This is a genomic window from Sphingomonas sp. URJC2 (assembly GCF_059803575.1).
In genome coordinates this window covers 11,709-32,311 of record NZ_JAPFGX010000012.1, presented here as the reverse complement: position 1 = coordinate 32,311, position 20,603 = coordinate 11,709, and the positions used below count along the sequence as shown (strand labels likewise).

The window sequence follows — 20,603 nt, the reverse complement described above, 5'->3', positions numbered from 1 at the left end:
ACAACGCAGCCATAGGTTGACTTTAGACGCTTGGTTGACTCGCGGATCTATCAGGCTCTAGCCTCTCCAAGAGCGGAGGCTTGAAATGGACAGGGATATCACAGTTAGGTTTTATGAGATTGAACACGCTGGCCAAGGCCCAACCTTCGCCGACGCCCTACGAGTAGCGGCTGCCTTACCGCTAGCCCAACGCGAACGCGTCGTTGGCGAGGGAATAACCTTGAGAATCGAACACTTTTCTGAAGTTGATGGCATCATCTCTGCGGACTTCACTAGAGTACAAACGGATAATTTGCCAAGCCACCCTACAGATGTATCAACAGACCCTCTGCCAATCCATCGCCTCGGCCATCATGCCGCACTTTGTTACGATACAGTTTCAAGGATAGCTGCGTTACAGTTTGATATGAAGATGGCCGCTGGCCGCTTGTGCAGGTATGGCAACTGCTTCAGTAATGGCAGCATGTTCAGCCACCTACCCGTGCTCGAGGAGGATGCCTTGAACCGCTTCGAACACGAGACTCCTACCAAGTTTCGAGTGAAAATCGCGGGCGTAAATCGATTCGCGGCCGAGGCTGGCGCGGGGATCAATGACTTTGAACTGGGGATCGAACGACTGGGAGCTTACTTTGGCGCGCCGACGGTGGAAGTTACCGTCAGCGCACGAATGAGCCAGGGCGGCCTCGAAAGGGAGACGGTCTGGGGAGTATTGCAGAGGTTGCTTGGCGTGGCCGACCGCCACCGTTCTGTAAAAACTATCATTGCAGAAACAGACGAGTCCCCCGACCCGTTCAATTTCCTGCAACATCTTCTAAAACGCACTACAAGGCTCGAACTCCCGACAAACGACCTGGCTTCCGGACGTGACATGAGAATCGATTTTGCAAAGCGATGTTTTAACGAACAACGCGACTACCTACGAGCGCGTTATGCGCGACATGTTGATTAATGCAATCCTTCCTTGGCGCGAGGCCATATTGGCAACCTGTGCCACAGCCTTGATCATATGGAAAGCCGATTGGCTTGTGGTACAGTTCTCTCGGGAAATCCAACCTTGGAGCGCACCCGGGCTTTACTCTGGTGTGTTTAATTGGGCTTCTGTTCAAACTGGCTCTCTTTTCGCAATCTACGCGGTTGTCATGGCGCGTAGCGAACCATTTATAATATCAATCGACTCTAATATACACTTTATTCGCTTCAAGTCTTATATGATTAATACTACATACATCACCCTTGTTGTTGCATTTTTTTCTCTTATCCTAATGACTTGGAATCCAACTCCGAAGTCTAGCGGACTAATAGGCGCCTCACTTCTCTGTTGGACATTTATTGTCATTTTTTCGGTTCTTCGATTTCTTAAATGCATACGCACTTTCCGTAAACTCGACAGGTAGACTTCCGACCATCAAAAAAAGCAAATGAGGCTGAGTGCTTTCAGTCTGTCAATCCGCTTTGAGGTAATGCATGCAACGGCCTGCCTAATGGCCCTCTCTCCCTTGTAATCCGCCCCCCGCACCCCATATCAGCCGCGCTACAGTCGCATATCGACGGTTTTCGGCGCTTTGCGGCTCCCTCTTCCTTCTATCCCTGCCCTGAGCACAGGGGCGCGCGGCAGTCGCGTGGCTCCACAGACAGAAGGAAGCATCCCATGGCCATCACTGGCACCGTCAAGTTCTTCAACGCCGACAAGGGCTATGGCTTCATCGCCCCCGATGGCGGCGGTCAGGACGCATTCGTCCACATCACCGCGCTTGAGCGCGCGGGGCTGGCCACGCTCAACCAGAATGACCGCGTGACCTATGATCTGGAACAGGATCGCCGCGGCAAGATGGCGGCGTGCAACCTGCAGACCGCAGACTAATCCCCCCGGGCCGGGGCGGGGCAACCCGTCCCGGCCGGATGCCCGCCGGGGCATCCTGCCTAGAGCGGTTTTCGCCGCTCCAGGCCTTTGATTTACCGCATTTTCCGAGCCGCCGGGTAAGTCTGCCCGGCTTAAAAATGCTCTAAACCGCTGTCCGCCCGCGCTTTCCCCCTTTTTTGCGAAAGGCCCTGTCATGGCCCAGGCCAGCTACCGCGAACTCGCCGCCCGCGCCCGGCAGGAAGCCGATGGCGCAACCCTCACCAATGTCCGCGACCGCGCGCTGCGCGCCGAGGCGGCATGGCTTGAAATGGCCGCGCGGCAGGACCGCAACGAACAGGCGCGCATCGCCCGCGCGCCGCTCGAACATGGCCCGGCTGATCATGGCCCGGCTGATCATGGCCCGGCCGATCATGGCCCGGCGCACACCGGCACGGACGACGAGAGCGACACGCCCGCCATCCCGCTGCGCTGACCCGCGCGCCGCACCGCCATGCGGGCGGTGGCGAACGCCCCGCCGCCCGGTTCAGGCGATCAGCGCCGCCATCGCCTCCACCAGCGCATCCTTGTCCAGCCGATAGGCGCGGTAGAGATCGGGCAGATCCCCGGTCTGGCCGAACCGGTCGACGCCCAGCGGCGCGACGCGCTGGCCCAGCACCCCGCCCAGCCATGACAGGGCCGCCGGCGCGCCATCGGTGATCGTCACCAGCCCCGCCCCCGGCCCCAGCGGCGCGAGCAGGGTTTCGACATGGCTTGGCCCCTCGGCACCGCCCGTCCACCGCGCCGCCTGCGCCGCCGACCAGCCCCGGTGCAGCAGATCGGGCGAGGTGATCGCCAGCAGGCCGAGGCCCGGCAGATCGTCGGCCATCGCCTCCCACGCCGCCAGCGCTTCGGGCGCGACCGCCCCCATATAGACGATCGCCGCGCGCGCGCCGGGTGCGGGCGGCTTCAGCCAATAACCGCCCTTGACCGCGCCGTCGCGCCAGCCGTCATCGCCGCGCGCCACCTGATCCAGCTCGCGCGTGGTCAGCCGGAAATACACGCTCTCGCCCCCCGCCGCCTGCATGTGCGCCAGGGCGTGGGCGAACAGATGCGCCAGTTCATCGACAAAGGCGGGTTCGTAATGCGTCAGCCCCGGCTGCCCCATGGCGATCAGCGGCGGGTTGATCGACTGGTGTGCGCCGCCTTCCGGCCCCAGCGTCAGGCCCGAGGGCGTGGCGACCAGCATGAAGCGGGCATCCTGGTAACAGGCGTAATTGAGCGCATCCAGCCCGCGCGCGATGAACGGATCATAGACGGTGCCGATGGGGATCAGCCGCTCGCCAAACAGCGGCGCGGCCAGCCCGAGCGCGGCGAGCATCAGGAACAGGTTGTTCTCGGCAATGCCCAGTTCGATATGCTGGCCCGCCGCATTCGCCCCCCATTTCTGCGCGGAAGGGATGCGCGCCGCGCGGAACACATCGGCCATGTCCTGCCGCCGGAACAGCGCGCGCTGGTTCACCCATGCCCCCAGATTGGTCGACACGGTGACATCGGGAGAGGTGGTGACGATGCGATCGGCCAGCATATGGCCCGATTTGGCGAGATCGAGCAGGATGCGCCCGAACGCCGCCTGCGTCGCCTGCCGCGCGCCCGTCGGCACCGGGATCGCCGGCACCGGCACCGGCTCCGCGCTCTGGCGGCTGTGCCCGGCGAGCGGCGTGGCGGCGATGATCCGCTGCGCCGCGGCGCGGGCATTGTCGCCCAGCCCGGCCCATGGCTCCCACTCAGCACCCGGCGCGATGCCCATTTCGGCGCGCAGCTGGGCGATCTGATCGGGCGTCATCAGCCCCGAATGATTGTCCTTGTGCCCCTGAAACGGCAGGCCATAGCCCTTGATCGTATAGGCGATGAACAGCGTCGGCACGTCATCGGCCGAGCGCGCGAACGCCTCGGTCAGCGTCTCGACGCAGTGGCCGCCCAGATTGGTCATCAGCCGCGCCAGCGCCGCATCGTCGCGCGCATCGAGGATCGGCTGCGCCTGCGGAATATCGGCCGCCAGCCGCGCCCGCCACGCCGCCCCGCCCTGATAGGTGAGCGCCGCAAACTCCGCATTGGGGGTGGTGTCGATCCAGTCGCGCAGCGCCTCGCCGCCCGGCTCGGCAAAGGCCGCGCGCTGCAACCGGCCATGCTTCAGCGTCTCGACCCGCCAGCCACAGGTCTCGAAGATGTCGTCGAACCGGCGGAACATCCGGTCCATCGTCGTCGCATCGAGCGACTGGCGGTTATAATCGACGATCCACCAGCAGCGCCGGACATCGTGCTTATAGGCCTCGATCAGCGCTTCATAGATATTGCCTTCGTCCAGCTCGGCATCGCCCATCAGCGCGATCATCCGCCCGGCGTCGCCCTCATCCAGCGCGTTGTGCGCGATCAGATAATCCTGAACCAGGCTGGCAAAGGCAGTGACGGCGACGCCAAGCCCCACCGATCCGGTCGAAAAATCGACCGGGATCGCATCCTTGGTGCGGCTGGGATAGCTTTGCGCGCCCTGAAAGCCGCGAAACGCCTCCAGCTTTGCGCGGCTCTGCCCGCCGGCCAGATAATGCAGCGCGTGCAGGATCGGCCCGGCATGGGGCTTCACCGCCACCTTGTCGCGCGGTCCGAGCGCCGTGCAGTAAAGCGCGGTCATGATCGTCGAGATCGACGCGCAGCTCGCTTGATGGCCGCCGACCTTCAGCCCGTCGCGGCTGTCGCGCAGATGATTGGCATTGTGGATCGTCCACGACGCCAGCCAGCGCAGGCGGGCATCGATCAGTTCAAGCGTGGCGATATCGGCAGGGCTCATCCCGGCCCTTTGGCAGATCGCAGCGACAAAGGACAATAAGCAAGCGGGCGCAGCCGCGCGCGCCGCTGCCGGTCAGAAGCTCGCCCAACCCTCGGCCTCCGCCATTGCCGGCGCGGACCTGGCCCGAGCGGCGGGACGTGCGGGCGGGGCCGCGCGCAGCGCTGCCGGCTGCGGCTTGCGCGCTGCCGCCCGGCCGGTGTGGAACTGGCCGGCCTTGGCGGTCATCGCCGCGACCTCGGTGGTCAGGGTGCGCGCGGCGGCCGAGGTCTGCTCGACCATCGCCGCATTCTGCTGGGTTGCCTGATCCATGCTGGCGACCGCGCTGCTGATCTCGGTGATCGCCGAGGCCTGGGCCTCATTGTCGCCCGCCATCGCCGCCAACAGCCTGTGCACCTCGCTCACATCGGTCGAAATCGCTGCCAGCGCGCCATCGACCTTCTGCACCGCCTCGACCGCCGTGCCGATATCGGTCTGGGTCAGGGTCAGCTGATCGCGCGCGCGCTTGGCCTCTTCCTCGGCACGCATGGCGAGTGCGGAAACAAGGTCGGCAACGACCGCGAAGCCGCGCCCGGCCTCGCCGGCACGTCCCGCTTCGACCGCGGCGTTCATCGCCAGAACGCGAGTCTGGAAGGCGATCTTGTCCAGCCCCTCGATCACGCTGTCGATGCCCTTGGCGCTGTCCGACACCCGTTCCATCGCCGCCACCGCGCCATCGGCGATCTCGCGCCCGCCCGACACGGTCACCGATGCCTGATCGGCGCGGGCGACGGTGCTCGTCGCCGCCTTGGCCGTCGCCTTCAGCCGCCCGTCCATCGCCGAGATCGCGGCCGATGTCTGTTCAAGGCTGGCGGCATTGCCCTCGGTCCGGCGCGCCAGATCCTCCGCCGCCTGCGAGATTTCGGTCGATCCGGTCTCGATCTCCTGCGCGCTGTCGGCCACCGCCGCGATCAGCTCGGCCAGGCTCTTGAGCGCGGCGTTGAAATGGTCGCGCAGCGCCGCATAATCGGGCGGGAAAGACTGATCGATCACCGCCGTCAGATCGCCATCGGCCAGCGCCGCCATGTGGCGGCCCAGCGTGTCGACGACCATTTTCTGTTCGGCATCGGCGCGCTCTTTTTCAAGCGCCAGCCGCTCGCGCTCGATCGCCGCGTCGCGCAGCACGACGACCGCCTTGGCCATGTCGCCCACCTCGTCGCGGCGGTCGCCACCGGGCACATCGGTGTTGGTCTTGCCCGACGCGAGGCGCGCCATCGTATGGCCGATCAGCGCCAGCGGCCGGGTGATCCCCAGGCACGACACCACCCAGCCGAACGCAAAACCGCCCAGCGTCGCCAGAATCGCGATCACCAGCGCGGCCATGCCGTCGCGTTCGGCCTCGCGCGACAACGCCATCGCCTGCGCCGTCGCCTCGGCCACGTTGCGCTTGTTGGCCGACACCGCGATTTCGCGCGCGGCCTCGAGTTCGCGCACCGCAGCGCCCATCGCAGCGGCCGAACGCCGCGCGATCGCTGCCGATGACAGCGCATGGATGCGGTCGAGCGCGCGATCGACCTCGCCAATGGCCGCCGCCATGTCGGGGCGCATCATGCCCAGCTGGGCGATTGCCTGTTGGGCCTCGGCATAGGACCGCGCCTCGGCCGCCGCCAGCATCGGCGCGGCCCCCGGCTCGGCCGCGACCCGGTAGCCATAAAAGACCATCTCGGTGCCCAGCCGCTGCACGCGGGCGAACAGCGTGCCGCTGGGCAGCCGCGTCTGCACCAGCTCGGTAAAGCCCTGATTGGTGCGCGACAGGCCGGTATAGCCCATGGCGGCAACCCCGATGCACACCAGCCCGGCAATCAGCTGGATCATTTGGATCTTGGTCGAGATACGCAGCGACGACAGCAGCTTCATCATCATCCCGGTCTTTCCGCACGGGCCGCGCCCGGCCGCCGCGCAAGGCGCTGCCAAGGCGTGGCTCAAGGCCCCCGGAATGCCGGACCGGCAGCCCTCCCCAATCCGGGCGAGGACCGGCTCTCCGCATTTACCATATATGCCGACCTGATCGGGACGTGCCGATGTTGCAATGAATAATCATCGTCCCTGCAATAAGAGTTGCTGATTTTGTCAGTTATCGTTCAGACAATTGCGAACTTTATCGCCTTGTTTCCGGCGGTCCTTCAGTAAAAGGTGTATCCTTTATTTGTCTTTCACAAATGTCCAAATTATTTGACACATGTAAATTCAAGGCATTGCGCTGCGGCAGCCCCCGCCCGCCTAATCAGGCTCGGGCGGGAACATCGTGTCGACCACCGCCTTCAACCCGATGGCCTGGCGGTCGGCGTAAAGCCGGCCGAGCGCTGCCAGCCCGCGTCCCAGATCGCCGGTAAACTGCCAGCGCACCGCGCCTTCAAACCGGCAGCCGGACAGATGCAGCGGCCCGCCGCCATATTCGAGCACGACGTTACGGAACACGCAGCGCTCGAACCTGCCCCCGTCCAGCCTCACCAGCCGGTCCTCGAACACTGTTTCGAGGTGATTCAACGTCTCCAGATGATCCAAGGCATCCTCCCCCTGATTTGCAGCTTATCGCCCCCGGGGAGTTGCGCAAACGGGGCCTTCGGGCCTATTGGACAGCATAGCCGCCACCCCTTCCCCTCCAAAGGGCGGCTGACTGACAGGAGACCGAAATGCGTGGAATGGCCTTCGGACTGGGTATCATGATGCTGGGCATGGCCGGTGCCGCCCAGGCGCAAACCAACCCGAACTTCGTCCAATGTGCGGTGTGCCATTCGGTCAAAGCCGGCCAGAACAAAATCGGCCCGCATCTCGCCGGGATCGTCGGCCGCAAGCGCGCATCGGTCGCCGGCTACACCTATTCGGCCGCGATGAAGGGCAAGCCCGGCGTGTGGACCGAAAAGGAACTGGACCTTTACCTGACCAACCCGCGCAAGCATGTGCCGGGCACCAAGATGGCCTTTGCCGGCATCCCCGATGCGGCGAAGCGCGCCAAGGTGATCGCCTATCTGAAGACGCTCAAGTAAGCGTCGTCCAGAAACTGAACGTCGCGGGGCAGCCCGTAGAAACGCTGCCCCGCGTCGATCACGATGGTCTGGCCGGTGATCGCCGGCGAAGCGACCAGAAACCGCAGCGCGCCGACGATATCGTCCGGGCTGACGCCGCGGTCGAGCGGGTTGAGCCGGTGGACCCGGTCGAAATTCTCCCCGCTTTGCGGCCCTGACACCAGAGTGACGGCGGGAGCGATGCCGCACACCCGCACGCCCCGGGGCGCAAGCAGCCGGCCGACCAGCTCCATCGCCCCGGCCAGCGCGAACTTCGACACCGAATAGCTGAAGAAATCCGGATTGGGCTGGACCAGCTTGGCGTCGAGCAGATTGACGACCAGCGCATCGCCGGCCCCCGATCTCGCCACCGCATCGGCAAAGGCGCGCGCCAGCAGCACCGGCGCGCGGGCATTGATCGCCATGTGCCGGTCCCACCCCTCAGCGGTGAAATCGTCGAACCCGTCGAGATCGAACCCGGCAGCGCTGTTGACCAGCAGCCCCGGCGGCGGCGCGCCATTGAGCGCGGCCATCACCTTTTCCCCGGCATCGGGCGCGGCGAGATCGGCGCACACCGCAGTCCCGCCGGTTTCGGCGGCCAGCGCCAGCGCGTCGGCGGCGGAGCTGTTGTAATGGATGACGACATGCCAGCCATCGGCGGCCAGCGCGCGGACGATGGCCGCGCCGATGCGCCGCGCGCCGCCGGTGACGATGGCGGTCCGCCCGCGCGGGGCGCGCGGCTGGGCTTCACCCGCGCTCATGCGGCGGCCGAGGGGCGCGCGGCGATGGCGGCGTGCCAGCGGGCAATGGCGGGCGGGAAGCTGCCGTCCGACAGCCGGGTCGCCACCGCGAACTCAAGGGCGACGAACGCGCTCAGATCGGCAAAACCGAACGCATCGGTCGCCAGCCATATCCGGTCGGCCAGCCACGCCTCCAGCCGCGCGATGAAACAGCCCCACATCGCCTGACCGCGCGTCACCAGTTCGGGGATTTGCGGCATTTCGGGCCAGTGGCCGGCAAGCGCCCGGCCCGCCATCGTCCGCGCGCGGTTGCGAAACGCATAAACGACGGCGGCATAGCCTTCATGCTCGGCGATGCGCGTCCATTCCTCGGTCGCGGCCTGATCCACGGGAGTCGCCCCGAACAGCCGGGGTTCGGGATAGAGCGCGTCGAAATAGCGGCAGATGGCGACCGAATCGGCAATCGCCGTGCCATCGTCCAGCACCAGAACCGGCACCGTTCCGCGCGGGTTGATGCGCAGGAAATCGGGCGCAAGCTGTGCGCCTGCGGCCAGATCGACGATCACCCGCTCAATGCCTGTCGCGGCCAGATCCAGCCCTTTTTCAGCGAGAAACATCCGCACCCGCCTGGGGCTGGGCGCCCATCCGGCATCATAGAGTTTCATCGTCTCTCCCTGCGCCGCGCTTGTCGCTTCCATTCTTCGCATTTGGCGTTAAAGCGCCGCGCGCCGGGCGTCCATGCCCGTCAAAGCCCCTTCCCGTTTGCGCCACCCCGCTATCTAGGACCCCGCCGCCCGTGTTCACGCTCAGCCCGCTTGCCGATGCCGATCCGGCGGCGATCGAATCGCTGCTCGATGCCGCGTTCGGCACCGACCGCCATGGGCGCACCGCCTATCGGCTGCGCACGGGCTGCACCGCCATCGCGCCGTTAAGCTTTGCGGCGTCGATCGACGGGCAGCTGGTCGGCAGCCTGCAAAGCTGGCCGGTTGCACTCGCCACCCCCGATGGCGGCGACTGGCCGCTGGTCATGGTCGGCCCGGTCGCCGTCGCCCCCGCGCAGCAGGGGCTGGGCATCGGCAAGGCGCTGATGGCGGCGCTGGTCGACGCCTTCGCCGCCGGGCCGTGGACGGGGATGATGATGATCGGCGACCCCGAATATTATGGCCGGTTCGGCTTCACCGCCGCCCCGGCCGGGGGCTGGCGGATCGACGGCCCCTATGAGCAGCGCCGGCTGCTGGCGCGGATCAAGACCGCCTATCCCGCGACCGGCGAGCTGCGCGCCGCCGCCCTGCCGGTGACCTGACCGGCCCCGGAACCTGACCGGCGACCCGCGCAACGGGCTGGCGCGGCGGCTGAAAGCGCCTATCTTCAGGGGGTGATGGCCGATACGTCCGATCTTCCCGCCGATCTGTCCCGCCTGTCGCTGGCCGATATCGCCCGGCTGGCCGCCGAGGCGAAACTGCCCCCCGTCGCCAGCTGGAACCCGCCGCATTGCGGCGACAGCGAGATGCGCATCGCGCGCGACGGCACCTGGTATCATCAGGGCTCGCCCATCGGCCGGGCGGCGATGGTCAGGCTGTTCTCGACGATCCTGCGCCGCGAACCGGATGGCGGCTATGTGCTGGTGACGCCGGTTGAAAAGCTCGACATCGCGGTCGAGGACGCGCCGTTCGTCGCGGTCGAGGTGGCAAGCGAAGGCGCGGGCCGCGACCGCCGCCTCGCCTTTCGCCTCAACACCGGCGATCTGGTCGTGGCCGGGCCGGCGCATCCGCTGCGGCTGGCCGAGCGGGCGGACGGGCCGCACCCCTATCTGAGCGTGCGCCCCGGCCTCGACGCGCTGGTGGCGCGCCCGGTCTATTACGAACTGGCCGGATGGGCGATCGATGAGGGTGCCGATCCGCCCGGCCTGTGGAGCGACGGCGCGTTCTTCGCCTTTGATCTGTCCGCGTCCGACGCCGCCGCGTGACGCCCCTCGCCCACAGCCTTGCCGCCGCGCTTGCCCGGCCGGCCACGCTGGCGGCGATTGCCGGCGACGGGCTGGCCGCCGACCGGGAGACGGGTGCGCCCGTCCATCCCGCCGCGGTGCTGATCGCGGTGACCGACCGCCCCCGGCCCGGCGTGATCCTGACCGAACGCAACGCCGCGCTGCGCCGCCATGCCGGGCAGATCGCCTTTCCCGGCGGGCGCATCGACCCCGGCGAGGATGTGGTGACGGCGGCGCTGCGCGAGGCGCATGAGGAAATCGCCCTGCCGCCCGACCGGGTGAGCCTGGTGGGCGCGATCGACCCTTATGTCACCGTCACCGGCTATCATGTCGTGCCGGTGCTGGGCGTGGTGCCGGCCGATCTGCCGCTGAGCCCGGCCGAGGCCGAAGTTGCCGACTGGTTCGAGGTTCCGCTCGATCATCTGATCGATCCCGCCAACCAATTCGAGCGCGAGATGGATTGGCAAGGCGCGCGGCGGCGCTACTGGGAGATCCCATGGCAGGAACGGCGGATCTGGGGCGCAACGGCGGCGATGCTGGTCAATCTGGGGCGACGGCTGCGCGGGTGACGCTGCCGCCCGCCGGCTGGGACGCGGACGGGCTGGCGCGGCTGATGGCGGCATTGGGCGGGGCGGACGGGCAGGCCCGCTATGTCGGCGGCTGGGTGCGCGACGCGCTGGCGGGCGCGCCGCCCGGCGATCTCGACATCGCCACCAGCCTCGCCCCGGCCGAGGTGATCGCCCGTGCCGAGGCGGCCGGCCTGTCGGTATGGTCGAGCGCATCGGGCCTGCAGCACGGCACGGTCGGGGTGGTGATCGGCGGCAAGGGCGTCGAGGTGACGACGCTGCGCCGCGACGTCACGACCGACGGGCGGCGGGCGACCATCGCCTTTACTGATGACTGGCGCGAGGATGCCGCGCGGCGCGACTTCACGATCAACGCGCTGTCCGCCGATCCGGTGACCGGCAGCGTGCATGATTATTTCGGCGGGCTCGCTGATCTGGCGGCGGGTCGGGTGCGCTTCATCGGCGATGCGCGCGCGCGCATTGCCGAGGATCATCTGCGCATCCTGCGCTTTTTCCGCTTCCATGCCCGGTTCGGAAACGGCGCGCCGGATGATGAGGCCTATGCCGCCTGCACGGCGCGCGCGAACGACCTGATGGCGCTGTCGCGCGAACGCATCGCCGATGAACTGGTCAAGCTGCTGGGCGGCCCGCGCCCGGCCGGGGCGATCCGGTCGATGATCGATGGCGGCGTGCTCAGGCCGGTGCTGCCCGATATCGATGCCGATGGCGCGGCGCGGCTGGAGGCGCTGATCGCCGCCGAGGGCGCGGCCGGGATCGCCGGGGATGCCGTGCGCCGGCTGGCCGCGCTGCTGCCCGCCGATGCAGCCCGCGCCGATCTGATTGCCGCGCGGCTGAAGCTGTCGAACGCGATCCGCAAGCGGCTGGGCGCGGCGCTGGCGAGCAATGCCGAAGCGCGCCCGCGCGTGCTGGCATATCGGCTCGGCCCGGCATCGGCGGTCGACCGGCTGCTGCTTGCCGGGCAGGTCGATGCGGCGGCGGCGATCCATGGCTGGACACCGCCCCGGCTGCCGGTGTCGGGCGGAGAATTGGTCGCGCGCGGGCTGGATGCCGGGCCGGTGGTCGCGCGTGCGCTGCGCGAGGTCGAAACCATCTGGCTGGACGAGGATTTTCCCGATGCCGCGCGCGCCCGGGCGATTGCCGATCAGGTCGCGGGCCGGCTGACCGGCGGGGCGTGAATCAGGCCATGCCGGACCACGACCGGGCGAAGGCCAGCGCCTCGTCGGCGGGCAGCGCCGGGGCATAGACATAGCCCTGGGCATGGGTGCAGCCGAGCGCGGCGAGCATCCGCGCCAGCTCGGGCGTTTCCACCCCCTCGGCGGTGGTGCGAAGCCCCAGCGCCTGGGCAAGCGACAGCACCGCGCGCACGATCGCCAGATTGTCCCGGTTGGCGAGCATGTCGGTCACGAAGCTGCGGTCGATCTTCAGACAGTCGAGCGGCAGCCGCTGGAGATAGGCGAGGCTGGAATAGCCGGTGCCGAAATCGTCGAGCGCGAGTACAGTGTCCAGCGCCTTCAGGTCGTGCATGGTGCGCGACGCGCCATCGGGATCCTGCACGATCGAGCTTTCGGTCAGCTCCAGCGTCAGCCGCCGCCCGTCCAGCCCATGCGCGGACAGCCCGGCGGCCACCATGGCGGCAATATCGTCGCGTGCCATCTGCAGCGCCGACACGTTGACCGCGACGCCCAGCCCGCACGCCAGCCCGCCATGCGCGTCCCAGCCCTTGAGCGTCGCCAGCGCGGCATCGAGCACCCAGCGCCCGAGCGGAACGATCAGGCCCGATTGCTCGGCAACCGGAATGAACTCGGCCGGCGACATGTTGATGCCATTGTCTTCCCAGCGCGCCAGCGCCTCGAACCCGGTCAGCCGGCCGGTGCCCAGCTCGACCACCGGCTGGAAATGCAGCCGCAGCCGATCGGCCTCGATCGCGCGGCGCAGCGCGGTTTCGATGGTGAAGGCGCGGCGCGCGCGGTGGAAATCGCGCGGCGTGTACAGCTCGGTGCGGCCGGTCGCCTTGGCGCGCTTGACCGCGAACTGGGCGCGGCGCACCAGCTCGTCACCGTCGCAATCCTCTTCCAGCATCGCGCAGCCAACCGCGCAGCCGATGCGGATTTCCAGCCCCGACAGCCGGCAGGGCTCGGCGAACACGCCGTGGATGCGCTCGGCCATCTGGCGCACGGCCTCGTCGCCCGTGCCGGTGCGCACCAGCAGCCCGAATTCGTCGCCGCCGGTGCGCGCGATGACGTCGCCCGGGGCCAGCACGCTCAGCAGCCGCCGCGCGACGGTGATCAGCAGTTCGTCGCCCGAAATCGCGCCGATCGATTCATTGATGCGGCTGAAGCGCAGCAGATCGATGACGATGACGGCAAAGCTGCCCGGCTCCGCCCCCGCCAGTTCCGCCTCCAGCCGGTCGGAAAAGCCGGCGCGGTTGAGCAGCCCGGTCAGGCTGTCGTTGAACATTTCGAGCCTCAGGCTCTTTTCGGTCGCGCGCTCGGCGGTACGGTCAATCAGCGTGATCAGGAAGCGCGGCCCGGCGGCATCGAGCTGGAAAATGCGCGCGATGCGCACGCCATAATGCCGCCCGGTAATCTGGTCGCCATCGATCCAGTCGAGCGTGGAGACATCGCCGCTGCCCGCAAGCAGCGCCCGGATCGGATCGGCCAGCCCAGGTCGGTCGACAAGCGGGCAGTCGCCGCCCAGATCGATGGCGCTCAGCGCAGTGTTGCCGGCCACCAATTCGGGCCGCCCCGCGCCGTCAAGGCCGATCACGCCGGCGGCAACGGGCAAGGCCTCGAGCAGGTGCGCGCGCACACGGGCAAGCTGGAGCGCGGTCGCATCCAGGGTGAGCGTCACCGGCTCGGCCCGGGCAGGGGCCGGAAGCGGCTGGACGCAATGCAGATTCCGGCTTGGCCCCATCGCCCCCGCTCTAGCCGCCATTGGTTAATGCGGCGCTAAGGACGGCTTTGCGGCTCCCCCCTAAGTAAATCTGTTTTCACGCGGAAAGCCGATCGGGGCCATGCGCCCGGCGGCCCCCCGCGCGGTGCGCCACGGCGTCAGGTCCGGTTCGGTGCGGGTGCGCCCGGTCGCGCCGCCCATCGACCAGCTCAGCCCGTCGGCAAAGCGCAGCGCAATCGCATCGGACAGGCCGCCATCGCGATATTTCTGCAGCGCCACCCCCTGGCCGCGCCCCATTTCGGGCAGCTCGGCGAGCGGAAACACCACCATCTTGCGATTGTCGCCGATCACCGCGACATAATCGGCGTCGGCCGCGATGCGGTGGACGATGCGCAGCCGCGCACCGGGGCGCAGATTGACCAGCTGCTTGCCCTTGCGGGTTTCGGCCAGCGTGTCCTCGACCTTGACGACAAAGCCGCGCCCGTCCGACGCGGCCAGCAGCAGCCGGCCCTGCCCTGCGGGCAGGCAGGCGGCGATCCCCGCCTCGCCGTCCAGATCGAGCATCAGGCCGATCGGCTCGCCAAAGCCGCGCCCGCCCGGCAGCCGGTCCCCGGCCAAGGTGTAGAAGCGGCCATTTTCGGCCGCGATCAGGATCTGGTCGGTCGTCTGGGCATGGAAGGCAAAGGCCGGGCCATCGCCTTCCTTGAACTTGAGCGTGTCGGCGGCGGCGAGATCGACATGCCCCTTCATCGCGCGGATCCAGCCGCGCTGCGACAGGATGACGGTGATCGGCTCGCGCTCGATCATCGCCTCGCGCGCATATTCGCGCGCCGGCCCTGCTTCCTCGATCGCCGTGCGCCGCGCGCCGAGCGCGGTGTCGGGGCCATAACGGTCGCGCAGCGCCGTCAGGTCGCGCTTCATCCGCGTGCGCTGGCGCGCCTCCGAGCCGAGCAGCGCGACCAGCCCGGCGCGTTCGGCATCGAGCGCGTCGCGCTCGCGCCTGATCTCCATTTCCTCGAGCTTGCGCAGGCTGCGCAGCCGCATGTTGAGGATCGCCTCGGCCTGCCGGTCGGTCAGGCCGAATTCGGCGATCATCACCGGCTTGGGCTCATCCTCGGTGCGGATGATCTCGATCACCCGGTCGAGATTGAGATAGGCGGTCAGATAGCCGTCGAGCAGCTCGATCCGGTCGTCGATGCGGCCCAGCCGGTGTTCGGAACGGCGGCGCAGCACCGTGAACTGATGCTCCAGCCAGGCGGCGAGCACCGCCTTCAGCCCCATCACGCGCGGCGTGCGCTGCGCATCGAGGACGTTGAGGTTGAGCGGCACCTTGGCCTCAAGCGCGGTCAGCCGGAACAGGCTGTCCATCAGCATGTCGGGATCGACGGTGCGGCTGCGCGGTTCGAGCACGATGCGGATCTCGGCATCGGATTCGTCGCGCACATCCTCGAGGATCGGCAGCTTCTTGTCGTTGATCAGCTGGGCGATGTCCTCGATCAGCTTGCCCTTCTGGACGCCATAGGGGATTTCGGTGACCACCGCCGCCCAGGTGCCGCGCCCGGTATCTTCCTTCACCCAGGCCGCGCGCACGCGGAACGCGCCCCGCCCGGTCTCATAGGCCTCGGCGATGGCGGCGGGCGCATCGACAATCACCCCGCCGGTCGGGAAATCGGGCCCGCGCACGATCTGCATCAGCGTCGCGGTGTCGGTTTCGGGCGCGTCGATCAGGCGGATGGCGGCGTCGATCAGCTCGGCGGCATTGTGCGGCGGGATCGATGTCGCCATGCCCACCGCAATCCCGCTCGCGCCATTGGCGAGCAGATTGGGGAACAGGCCGGGCATGATCTCCGGCTCTTCCTCCTCGCCATTATAGGTCGGGCGGAAATCGACCGTGCCTTCGTCCAGCCCGGCCATCAGGTCGATGGCGACCTGGGTCAGCCGCGCCTCGGTGTAGCGATAGGCGGCGGCATTATCGCCGTCGATATTGCCGAAATTGCCCTGCCCGTCGACCAGCGGGTAACGCAGCGCAAAGGTCTGGGCGAGGCGGACCATCGCGTCATAAACCGACTGGTCGCCATGCGGGTGGTATTTGCCGATCACATCGCCGACGACGCGCGCGCATTTCTTGTAGCCCGCCGCCGGGTCGAGCCGCAGCAGCCGCATCGCCCAAAGCAGCCGGCGATGAACCGGCTTCAGCCCGTCGCGCAGATCGGGCAGCGACCGCGCGGTGATCGTCGACAGCGCATAGACGAGATAACGGTCGCTGAGCGCCCGGTCGAACGGGGCGTCGATAGGCTCGGGCGGCGCGGCAGCTTCGGTCATGTCAACCCGATAGCAGGGCCGCCGCACCGAGGGAAAGACCGGGCAGGCGCATGATCACCCACGCGCCGCGCGGACCTGCGCGATCAGCGGGGGGCGGCGGCGATGCGCGCGCTGTCGGCCAGCTTGCGATAGGCCGCCAGATGGCGGTCGAAATAATGGACTGCCGGCGCCTCGAACGTGATCAGATAGAGGCGGCCGCCAATCACCGCGCCGCGGGCCTCGCCCTTGCGGCGCACTTCGTCATTTTGCTGGACGAAGCTGTAGGCGAAACGGAACCCGTCCTGGCCCGCAAAGCGCGCCGGCTCGATCGCGTCGATCGTGAACAGCGAACTGTTGTTGGCGATGCGGTAGCTGTTCTCGAACAGCTGGACGATGTCGGGCACCAGCATGTTGGCCGCAAAGCGCGGCAGCGGCCGGTTGCGCTTGTCGACCTCGCGGAACAGCGTCTGGTCGGCCGGGATGCCGCCATAGAAGGTCACATCGTCGACGCTGAGCCCATTCAGCGTCCAGCTTTCGGCATTGCGGCCCAGCCGCGCGCCAAGGCGGTTCCAGTCCTCGGGCGGGGTCACGGTCAGCCCCGACTTGGCGACCGCGACCGGGCGCGCGGCCGGCATCAGCTTGTAACCGGCAACCGCCGGAGCGGCGGCGAGGACAGCCGCAGCGGCGAGCGAGAGGAGCGAGGTGGTGACGATCTTGTTCATTGGCTGACCCCGGCAAGCATGGCGATCATCGCCCGGTCGGATGCCCCGGGCGCTTTGGAAAGATAGGTTTTGAGCAGTGCCTGGCCCTCGGCCGTGCGGCCGCTGCGCAGCAGTGCAAGGCCATGGCCGCGCCACGCCTCGGCGGGCGCATCGGCGGCGGCGGTCGCGGCGGCATAATATTCGGTCGCCCGCACCAGATCCTCGGGCGTGCCGCGGCTGCGCAGCAGCTCCGCCCGGGCATAGAGAAGATCGGCGGTCCAGCCGGTGGCGGCCAGCTGATTGAGCAGAAACTCGGTCCCGCCGAAATCGTTGAGCTTGATCTGATCGTCGATCAGCATCGCCCAGTGCGGGGCCAGCGCCGCCCGGTAGCGTTCGGCATGAACCGCCGGCGTGCCGCTGACCTGCTGGCGCGCGGCCAGCGCCGCCAGATCGGCCATGCGCTCGGCCGTCGGCGGATGGGAGGCGAACATGCCGCCATCCCGGTCCTTGCGGCTTTTGGTGCCGCGTGCCGCCGCCGTCGCATCCTGCTCGCTGCGCACCTGCGCCCAGATGTGCGAGGCCGCATGGGGATCAAATCCCGACCGGGCGAGCAGATCGACCGAAACCTCGTCCGCCGACCGCTCCATTTCGCGCGAAAAGGCGAACAGCGATCCGGCGATGCCAACCTGCGCGGCAAGCGCGATGCCGCTGACCGCCAGGTTGACGCCGGGCACGACCGCGAGAAAGCCGATGGCGTTGGTCTTGGCCTTGGCGTCGCGGAACAGGCGGACGCTGTGCCGGTCGCGATAATGGCCATATTCATGGGCCAGCACGGCGGCCAGCTGCGCTTCGTCGCGCACGCGCAGCAACAGGCCGGTCCACACCACCATCATGCCGTTGGGCGCCATGGTGGCGTTCATCTGCGGCGTGCGCACGATGTAGAGCCGGATGTCCCGGCAACCGTCGCCGACGACGCGGCACAGCACCGAGCGGACATAGTCGTTGAGCGCCGGATCACGCACCAGAAACTGCGATCCGCGCAGCTTGCGCTCCTGCTCGTCGACCGCCATCCACAGGCCGCGCTCATCGGCATCGGTCGGCTGATAGGCGGGCGTGCCCGCAGCCGGGGGAGCCGCGACCGGGGGCTGGGAGACGACCGGCTGGGCCAGAACGGGCTGGGCCAGCTGCGCGGCGAGCATCGCCGCCAGCGCCACGGCCGCGCGGCCGCGCATCACTGGCCGACCGTGGTCGCCGCCCGCTCGCCGGGGCGCGTCGGCATCGACGCGGTGAGCGTCTCGACCATCGACACCGCACCGCCCCATTCGCGGATATCGCCTGCCGAACCGCGCAGGATGTTGAACCAGACGATGTTGCCGGTCGACAGCTCGACCAGCGAGGCATAGGCGACATGCTGCCCGCCGCTGACGATCATGCACGCACCGACGATGCAGCCCAGCGCGCCGATGGCCTGCATCGTCTTGCGGCCGGCGGTCGCGAAGTTGTCGCGGGCATAGAGGAACAGCGCATAATTGCCGCCCGACAGCTCGGCCAGCCGCTGCGTGCCGGTGCCGAGCGTCCAGTCGAACACCGGCGGCCGCCCGCCGCGCCCCGCCTTGGTCGGCAGCTGCGCGCCATAAGCGAACTCGAGCACCGACGACGCGACCGCGCGGTGCAGTGGCTCGTAATCGGTCACGAACTGCTGCAGATCGGCGTTGGTCTCATCGACCGCACGGATCTCGATCTTGCGCTGCTGCGCCTGCACGCGGAGGGCGTCCTGCAGATGCTTGCGCGCCGCCGCCGTCCAGTCGGCATTGGGCTCCACGCTGCCGCCGGCATTAAGCTGGCCGACCGACACGTCAGGGCGCATCACGACGATGGTCACCGGCTTGTCCGCCGGCAGCGCATAGCCCTGGATCGCGAAATCCTTCGTCCCCGCATTGGCGACGGACGACACGCACATGCCGGCAAGCGCCAGCGCCAGACCGATAGTCTTCAAGCCCCACCCCATTCGTTGCGGGGCCGACGCTAATGTGACCGCGCCGCCCGGAGCAAGCCCGAAAACATCAATATCCGATATATTTAGCCCAGCCGCTGCGACAGGATCTCGTTCACGACCTGCGGATTGGCCTTGCCACCCATCGCCTTCATCGTCTGGCCGACGAAAAAGCCGAACAGCGCGGTCTTGCCGGCCTTATATTGTTCGACCTTGTCGGCATTGGCGGCGAGCACCGTGTCCACCGCCTGTTCGATCGCGCCGGTGTCGCTGGTCTGCTTGAGGCCGCGCGCCTCGACGATGGCGAGCGGGTCTTCGCGGGTTTCGAGCATGATCTCGAACACCTGCTTGGCGAGCGTCCCCGACAGCGTGCCATCGGCGACCAGGCCGAGCAGCGCCGCGCCCTGGGCCGGGCTGACCGGGCTGTCGTCAATCCCCAGCCCCAGCCGGTTGAGCGCGCCGAACAGATCCGAAATCAGCCAGTTGGACGCCGCCTTGGCCGCCACCTTGCCCTCGCCCGCCGCCAGCAGCGCCTCGAACCAGCGCGCGGTTTCGGCTTCGGCGGTCAGCACCTGCGCCTGATAGGCGCTGATCCCCAGTTCGCTTTCGTAACGCTGGCGCTTGGCATCGGGCAGTTCGGGCAGCGAGGCGCGGCAGTCCTCGACAAATGCCTCGTCCAGCTCCAGCGGCAGCAGATCGGGATCGGGGAAATAGCGATAATCGTGCGCGTCTTCCTTGGAACGCATCGACCGCGTCTCGCCCTTGTCGGGATCAAACAGCCGGGTTTCCTGCACCACCCGGCCGCCGCCCTCGAGCACATCGACCTGGCGGCTCGCTTCATATTCGATCGCCTGCATGACGAAGCGGACCGAGTTGACGTTCTTGGTCTCGGTGCGGGTGCCGAACGGGTCGCCGGGCTTGCGGACCGACACGTTGACGTCGGCGCGCATCGAGCCTTCTTCCATATTGCCGTCGCACGACCCGACATAGCGCAGGATCGCGCGCAGCTTGCGCAGATAGGCCCCCGCCTCGGCCGGCGAGCGCATGTCGGGCCGCGACACGATCTCCATCAGCGCCACCCCGGCGCGGTTGAGATCGACATAGGAACGGGTCGGGTGCTGGTCGTGCATCAGCTTGCCGGCATCCTGCTCGACATGGATGCGCTCGATGCCGACGGTCTTGGTCTCGCCCTCGGCCGGCTCGATCACGATTTCGCCCTCGCCGACCAGCGGGTGGTAGAGCTGCGAAATCTGATAGCCCTGCGGCAGATCGGCATAGAAGTAATTCTTGCGGTCGAACCGCGACCAGCGGTTGATGCGGGCGTTGAGCGCCAGGCCGGTGCGCACCGCCTGGCGGATGCATTCGCGGTTGGGCACCGGCAGCATCCCCGGCATCGCCGCGTCGATCAGCGACACCTGCGCATTGGGTTCGGCGCCGAACGCCGTCGCCGCGCCGGAAAACAGCTTGGCCTTGCTGGCGGTGATCTGGGCATGAACCTCAAGGCCGATCACCACCTCCCATTCCCCGGTGGCGCCCTGGATGCGATAGCTGCTGGTCTCGGTCGTCATGCGCTCTCCCTGCGGCACGCACGGCCCTTGTGCAAGAGGGGGGCCGCGCGCCTTGCCGGCGCGGGCGGCGAAATCGCGCGTGACATCATGACATGCGGTCTCCTATGCCTC

General features: G+C 67.7%; 19 protein-coding genes. 8 read left to right on the top strand and 11 right to left on the bottom strand.

The features are described 5' to 3' along the window. The first annotated feature begins 85 nt into the window (after positions 1-85). The 3 genes from OPU66_RS06675 (at position 86) to OPU66_RS06665 (ending at position 2,333) form a co-directional block, all read left to right on the top strand. Complete coding sequence (locus OPU66_RS06675) at positions 86-949, top strand: hypothetical protein (RefSeq protein WP_498552833.1); 864 nt, start codon at positions 86-88, stop codon at positions 947-949. A gap of 699 nt (positions 950-1,648) precedes the next feature. Further along, entirely contained in the window at positions 1,649-1,861 is a 213-nt protein-coding gene (locus tag OPU66_RS06670; protein WP_160592364.1) for a cold-shock protein, read from the top strand. 193 nt (positions 1,862-2,054) lie between these two features. After that, positions 2,055-2,333 carry a hypothetical protein gene (locus OPU66_RS06665; RefSeq protein ID WP_498552832.1) on the top strand — a complete coding sequence of 93 codons (279 nt, stop codon included), beginning with the start codon at positions 2,055-2,057 and terminating at the stop codon, positions 2,331-2,333. Positions 2,334-2,384: 51 nt separating this feature from the next. On the opposite strand, the gene OPU66_RS06660 is transcribed toward OPU66_RS06665, so the two are convergent. From OPU66_RS06660 to OPU66_RS06650, 3 genes are all read right to left on the bottom strand, one after another. Then, positions 2,385-4,685: a thiamine pyrophosphate-binding protein gene (locus OPU66_RS06660; RefSeq protein WP_498552831.1), complete on the bottom strand. Its 2,301-nt coding sequence runs from the start codon at positions 4,683-4,685 to the stop codon at positions 2,385-2,387. 72 nt (positions 4,686-4,757) lie between these two features. Then, the gene (locus tag OPU66_RS06655) at positions 4,758-6,584 is read right to left on the bottom strand and encodes a methyl-accepting chemotaxis protein (RefSeq protein ID WP_498552830.1); all 1,827 of its coding nucleotides are present in this window, start codon (positions 6,582-6,584) and stop codon (positions 4,758-4,760) included. A 357-nt stretch (positions 6,585-6,941) separates the two neighbouring features. Beyond that, positions 6,942-7,208 carry a hypothetical protein gene (locus tag OPU66_RS06650; protein ID WP_498552829.1) on the bottom strand — a complete coding sequence of 89 codons (267 nt, stop codon included), beginning with the start codon at positions 7,206-7,208 and terminating at the stop codon, positions 6,942-6,944. 146 nt (positions 7,209-7,354) lie between these two features. Here OPU66_RS06650 and OPU66_RS06645 point away from each other — a divergent pair, with 146 nt between their 5' ends. Beyond that, on the top strand, positions 7,355-7,708 hold the full coding sequence (locus tag OPU66_RS06645) for a c-type cytochrome (protein WP_498552828.1): 354 nt from the start codon (positions 7,355-7,357) through the stop codon (positions 7,706-7,708). On the opposite strand, the gene OPU66_RS06640 is transcribed toward OPU66_RS06645, so the two are convergent. Together OPU66_RS06640 and OPU66_RS06635 are read right to left on the bottom strand one after the other, a co-directional pair. Then, positions 7,687-8,487 (bottom strand): SDR family oxidoreductase, encoded by an 801-nt coding sequence (locus OPU66_RS06640; RefSeq protein ID WP_498552827.1) that lies wholly within the window; start codon positions 8,485-8,487, stop codon positions 7,687-7,689. The two genes, OPU66_RS06645 and OPU66_RS06640, sit on opposite strands and share 22 nt — an antisense overlap. Beyond that, positions 8,484-9,164, bottom strand: a complete 681-nt coding sequence (locus OPU66_RS06635; protein ID WP_498552826.1) for a glutathione S-transferase family protein — start codon at positions 9,162-9,164, stop codon at positions 8,484-8,486. The genes OPU66_RS06640 and OPU66_RS06635 overlap by 4 nt, the downstream gene beginning before the upstream one ends. 98 nt (positions 9,165-9,262) lie before the next feature. Here OPU66_RS06635 and OPU66_RS06630 point away from each other — a divergent pair, with 98 nt between their 5' ends. The 4 genes from OPU66_RS06630 to OPU66_RS06615 all read left to right on the top strand — a co-directional run bounded on the left by OPU66_RS06630 (position 9,263) and on the right by OPU66_RS06615 (position 12,212). Beyond that, the gene (locus OPU66_RS06630; protein ID WP_498552825.1) at positions 9,263-9,769 is read left to right on the top strand and encodes a GNAT family N-acetyltransferase; all 507 of its coding nucleotides are present in this window, start codon (positions 9,263-9,265) and stop codon (positions 9,767-9,769) included. A gap of 75 nt (positions 9,770-9,844) precedes the next feature. Continuing rightward, positions 9,845-10,432 carry a DUF1285 domain-containing protein gene (locus OPU66_RS06625; protein ID WP_498552824.1) on the top strand — a complete coding sequence of 196 codons (588 nt, stop codon included), beginning with the start codon at positions 9,845-9,847 and terminating at the stop codon, positions 10,430-10,432. 47 nt (positions 10,433-10,479) lie between these two features. Further along, positions 10,480-11,019: a CoA pyrophosphatase gene (locus OPU66_RS06620; RefSeq protein ID WP_498552863.1), complete on the top strand. Its 540-nt coding sequence runs from the start codon at positions 10,480-10,482 to the stop codon at positions 11,017-11,019. Between the two features lie 44 nt (positions 11,020-11,063). Then, positions 11,064-12,212 carry a CCA tRNA nucleotidyltransferase gene (locus OPU66_RS06615; protein ID WP_498552862.1) on the top strand — a complete coding sequence of 383 codons (1,149 nt, stop codon included), beginning with the start codon at positions 11,064-11,066 and terminating at the stop codon, positions 12,210-12,212. Between the two features lies 1 nt (position 12,213). On the opposite strand, the gene OPU66_RS06610 is transcribed toward OPU66_RS06615, so the two are convergent. From OPU66_RS06610 to gatB, 6 genes are all read right to left on the bottom strand, one after another. Next, positions 12,214-13,887, bottom strand: coding sequence for a putative bifunctional diguanylate cyclase/phosphodiesterase (locus OPU66_RS06610; protein ID WP_498552823.1), 1,674 nt, complete (start codon positions 13,885-13,887; stop codon positions 12,214-12,216). A gap of 123 nt (positions 13,888-14,010) precedes the next feature. After that, positions 14,011-16,251 carry a DNA topoisomerase IV subunit A gene (gene parC / locus OPU66_RS06605; RefSeq protein ID WP_498552822.1) on the bottom strand — a complete coding sequence of 747 codons (2,241 nt, stop codon included), beginning with the start codon at positions 16,249-16,251 and terminating at the stop codon, positions 14,011-14,013. An 83-nt stretch (positions 16,252-16,334) separates the two neighbouring features. Continuing rightward, positions 16,335-16,952, bottom strand: a complete 618-nt coding sequence (locus OPU66_RS06600; protein WP_498552821.1) for a hypothetical protein — start codon at positions 16,950-16,952, stop codon at positions 16,335-16,337. Further along, positions 16,949-18,163, bottom strand: a complete 1,215-nt coding sequence (locus OPU66_RS06595) for a M48 family metallopeptidase (RefSeq protein WP_498552820.1) — start codon at positions 18,161-18,163, stop codon at positions 16,949-16,951. Before OPU66_RS06595 ends, OPU66_RS06600 begins: the two co-directional genes overlap by 4 nt. Further along, the gene (locus tag OPU66_RS06590) at positions 18,163-18,927 is read right to left on the bottom strand and encodes a hypothetical protein (RefSeq protein WP_498552819.1); all 765 of its coding nucleotides are present in this window, start codon (positions 18,925-18,927) and stop codon (positions 18,163-18,165) included. Before OPU66_RS06590 ends, OPU66_RS06595 begins: the two co-directional genes overlap by 1 nt. Before the next feature lie 83 nt (positions 18,928-19,010). After that, the gene (gene gatB, locus OPU66_RS06585) at positions 19,011-20,492 is read right to left on the bottom strand and encodes an Asp-tRNA(Asn)/Glu-tRNA(Gln) amidotransferase subunit GatB (protein ID WP_498552818.1); all 1,482 of its coding nucleotides are present in this window, start codon (positions 20,490-20,492) and stop codon (positions 19,011-19,013) included. Between the last annotated feature and the right edge of the window lie 111 nt (positions 20,493-20,603).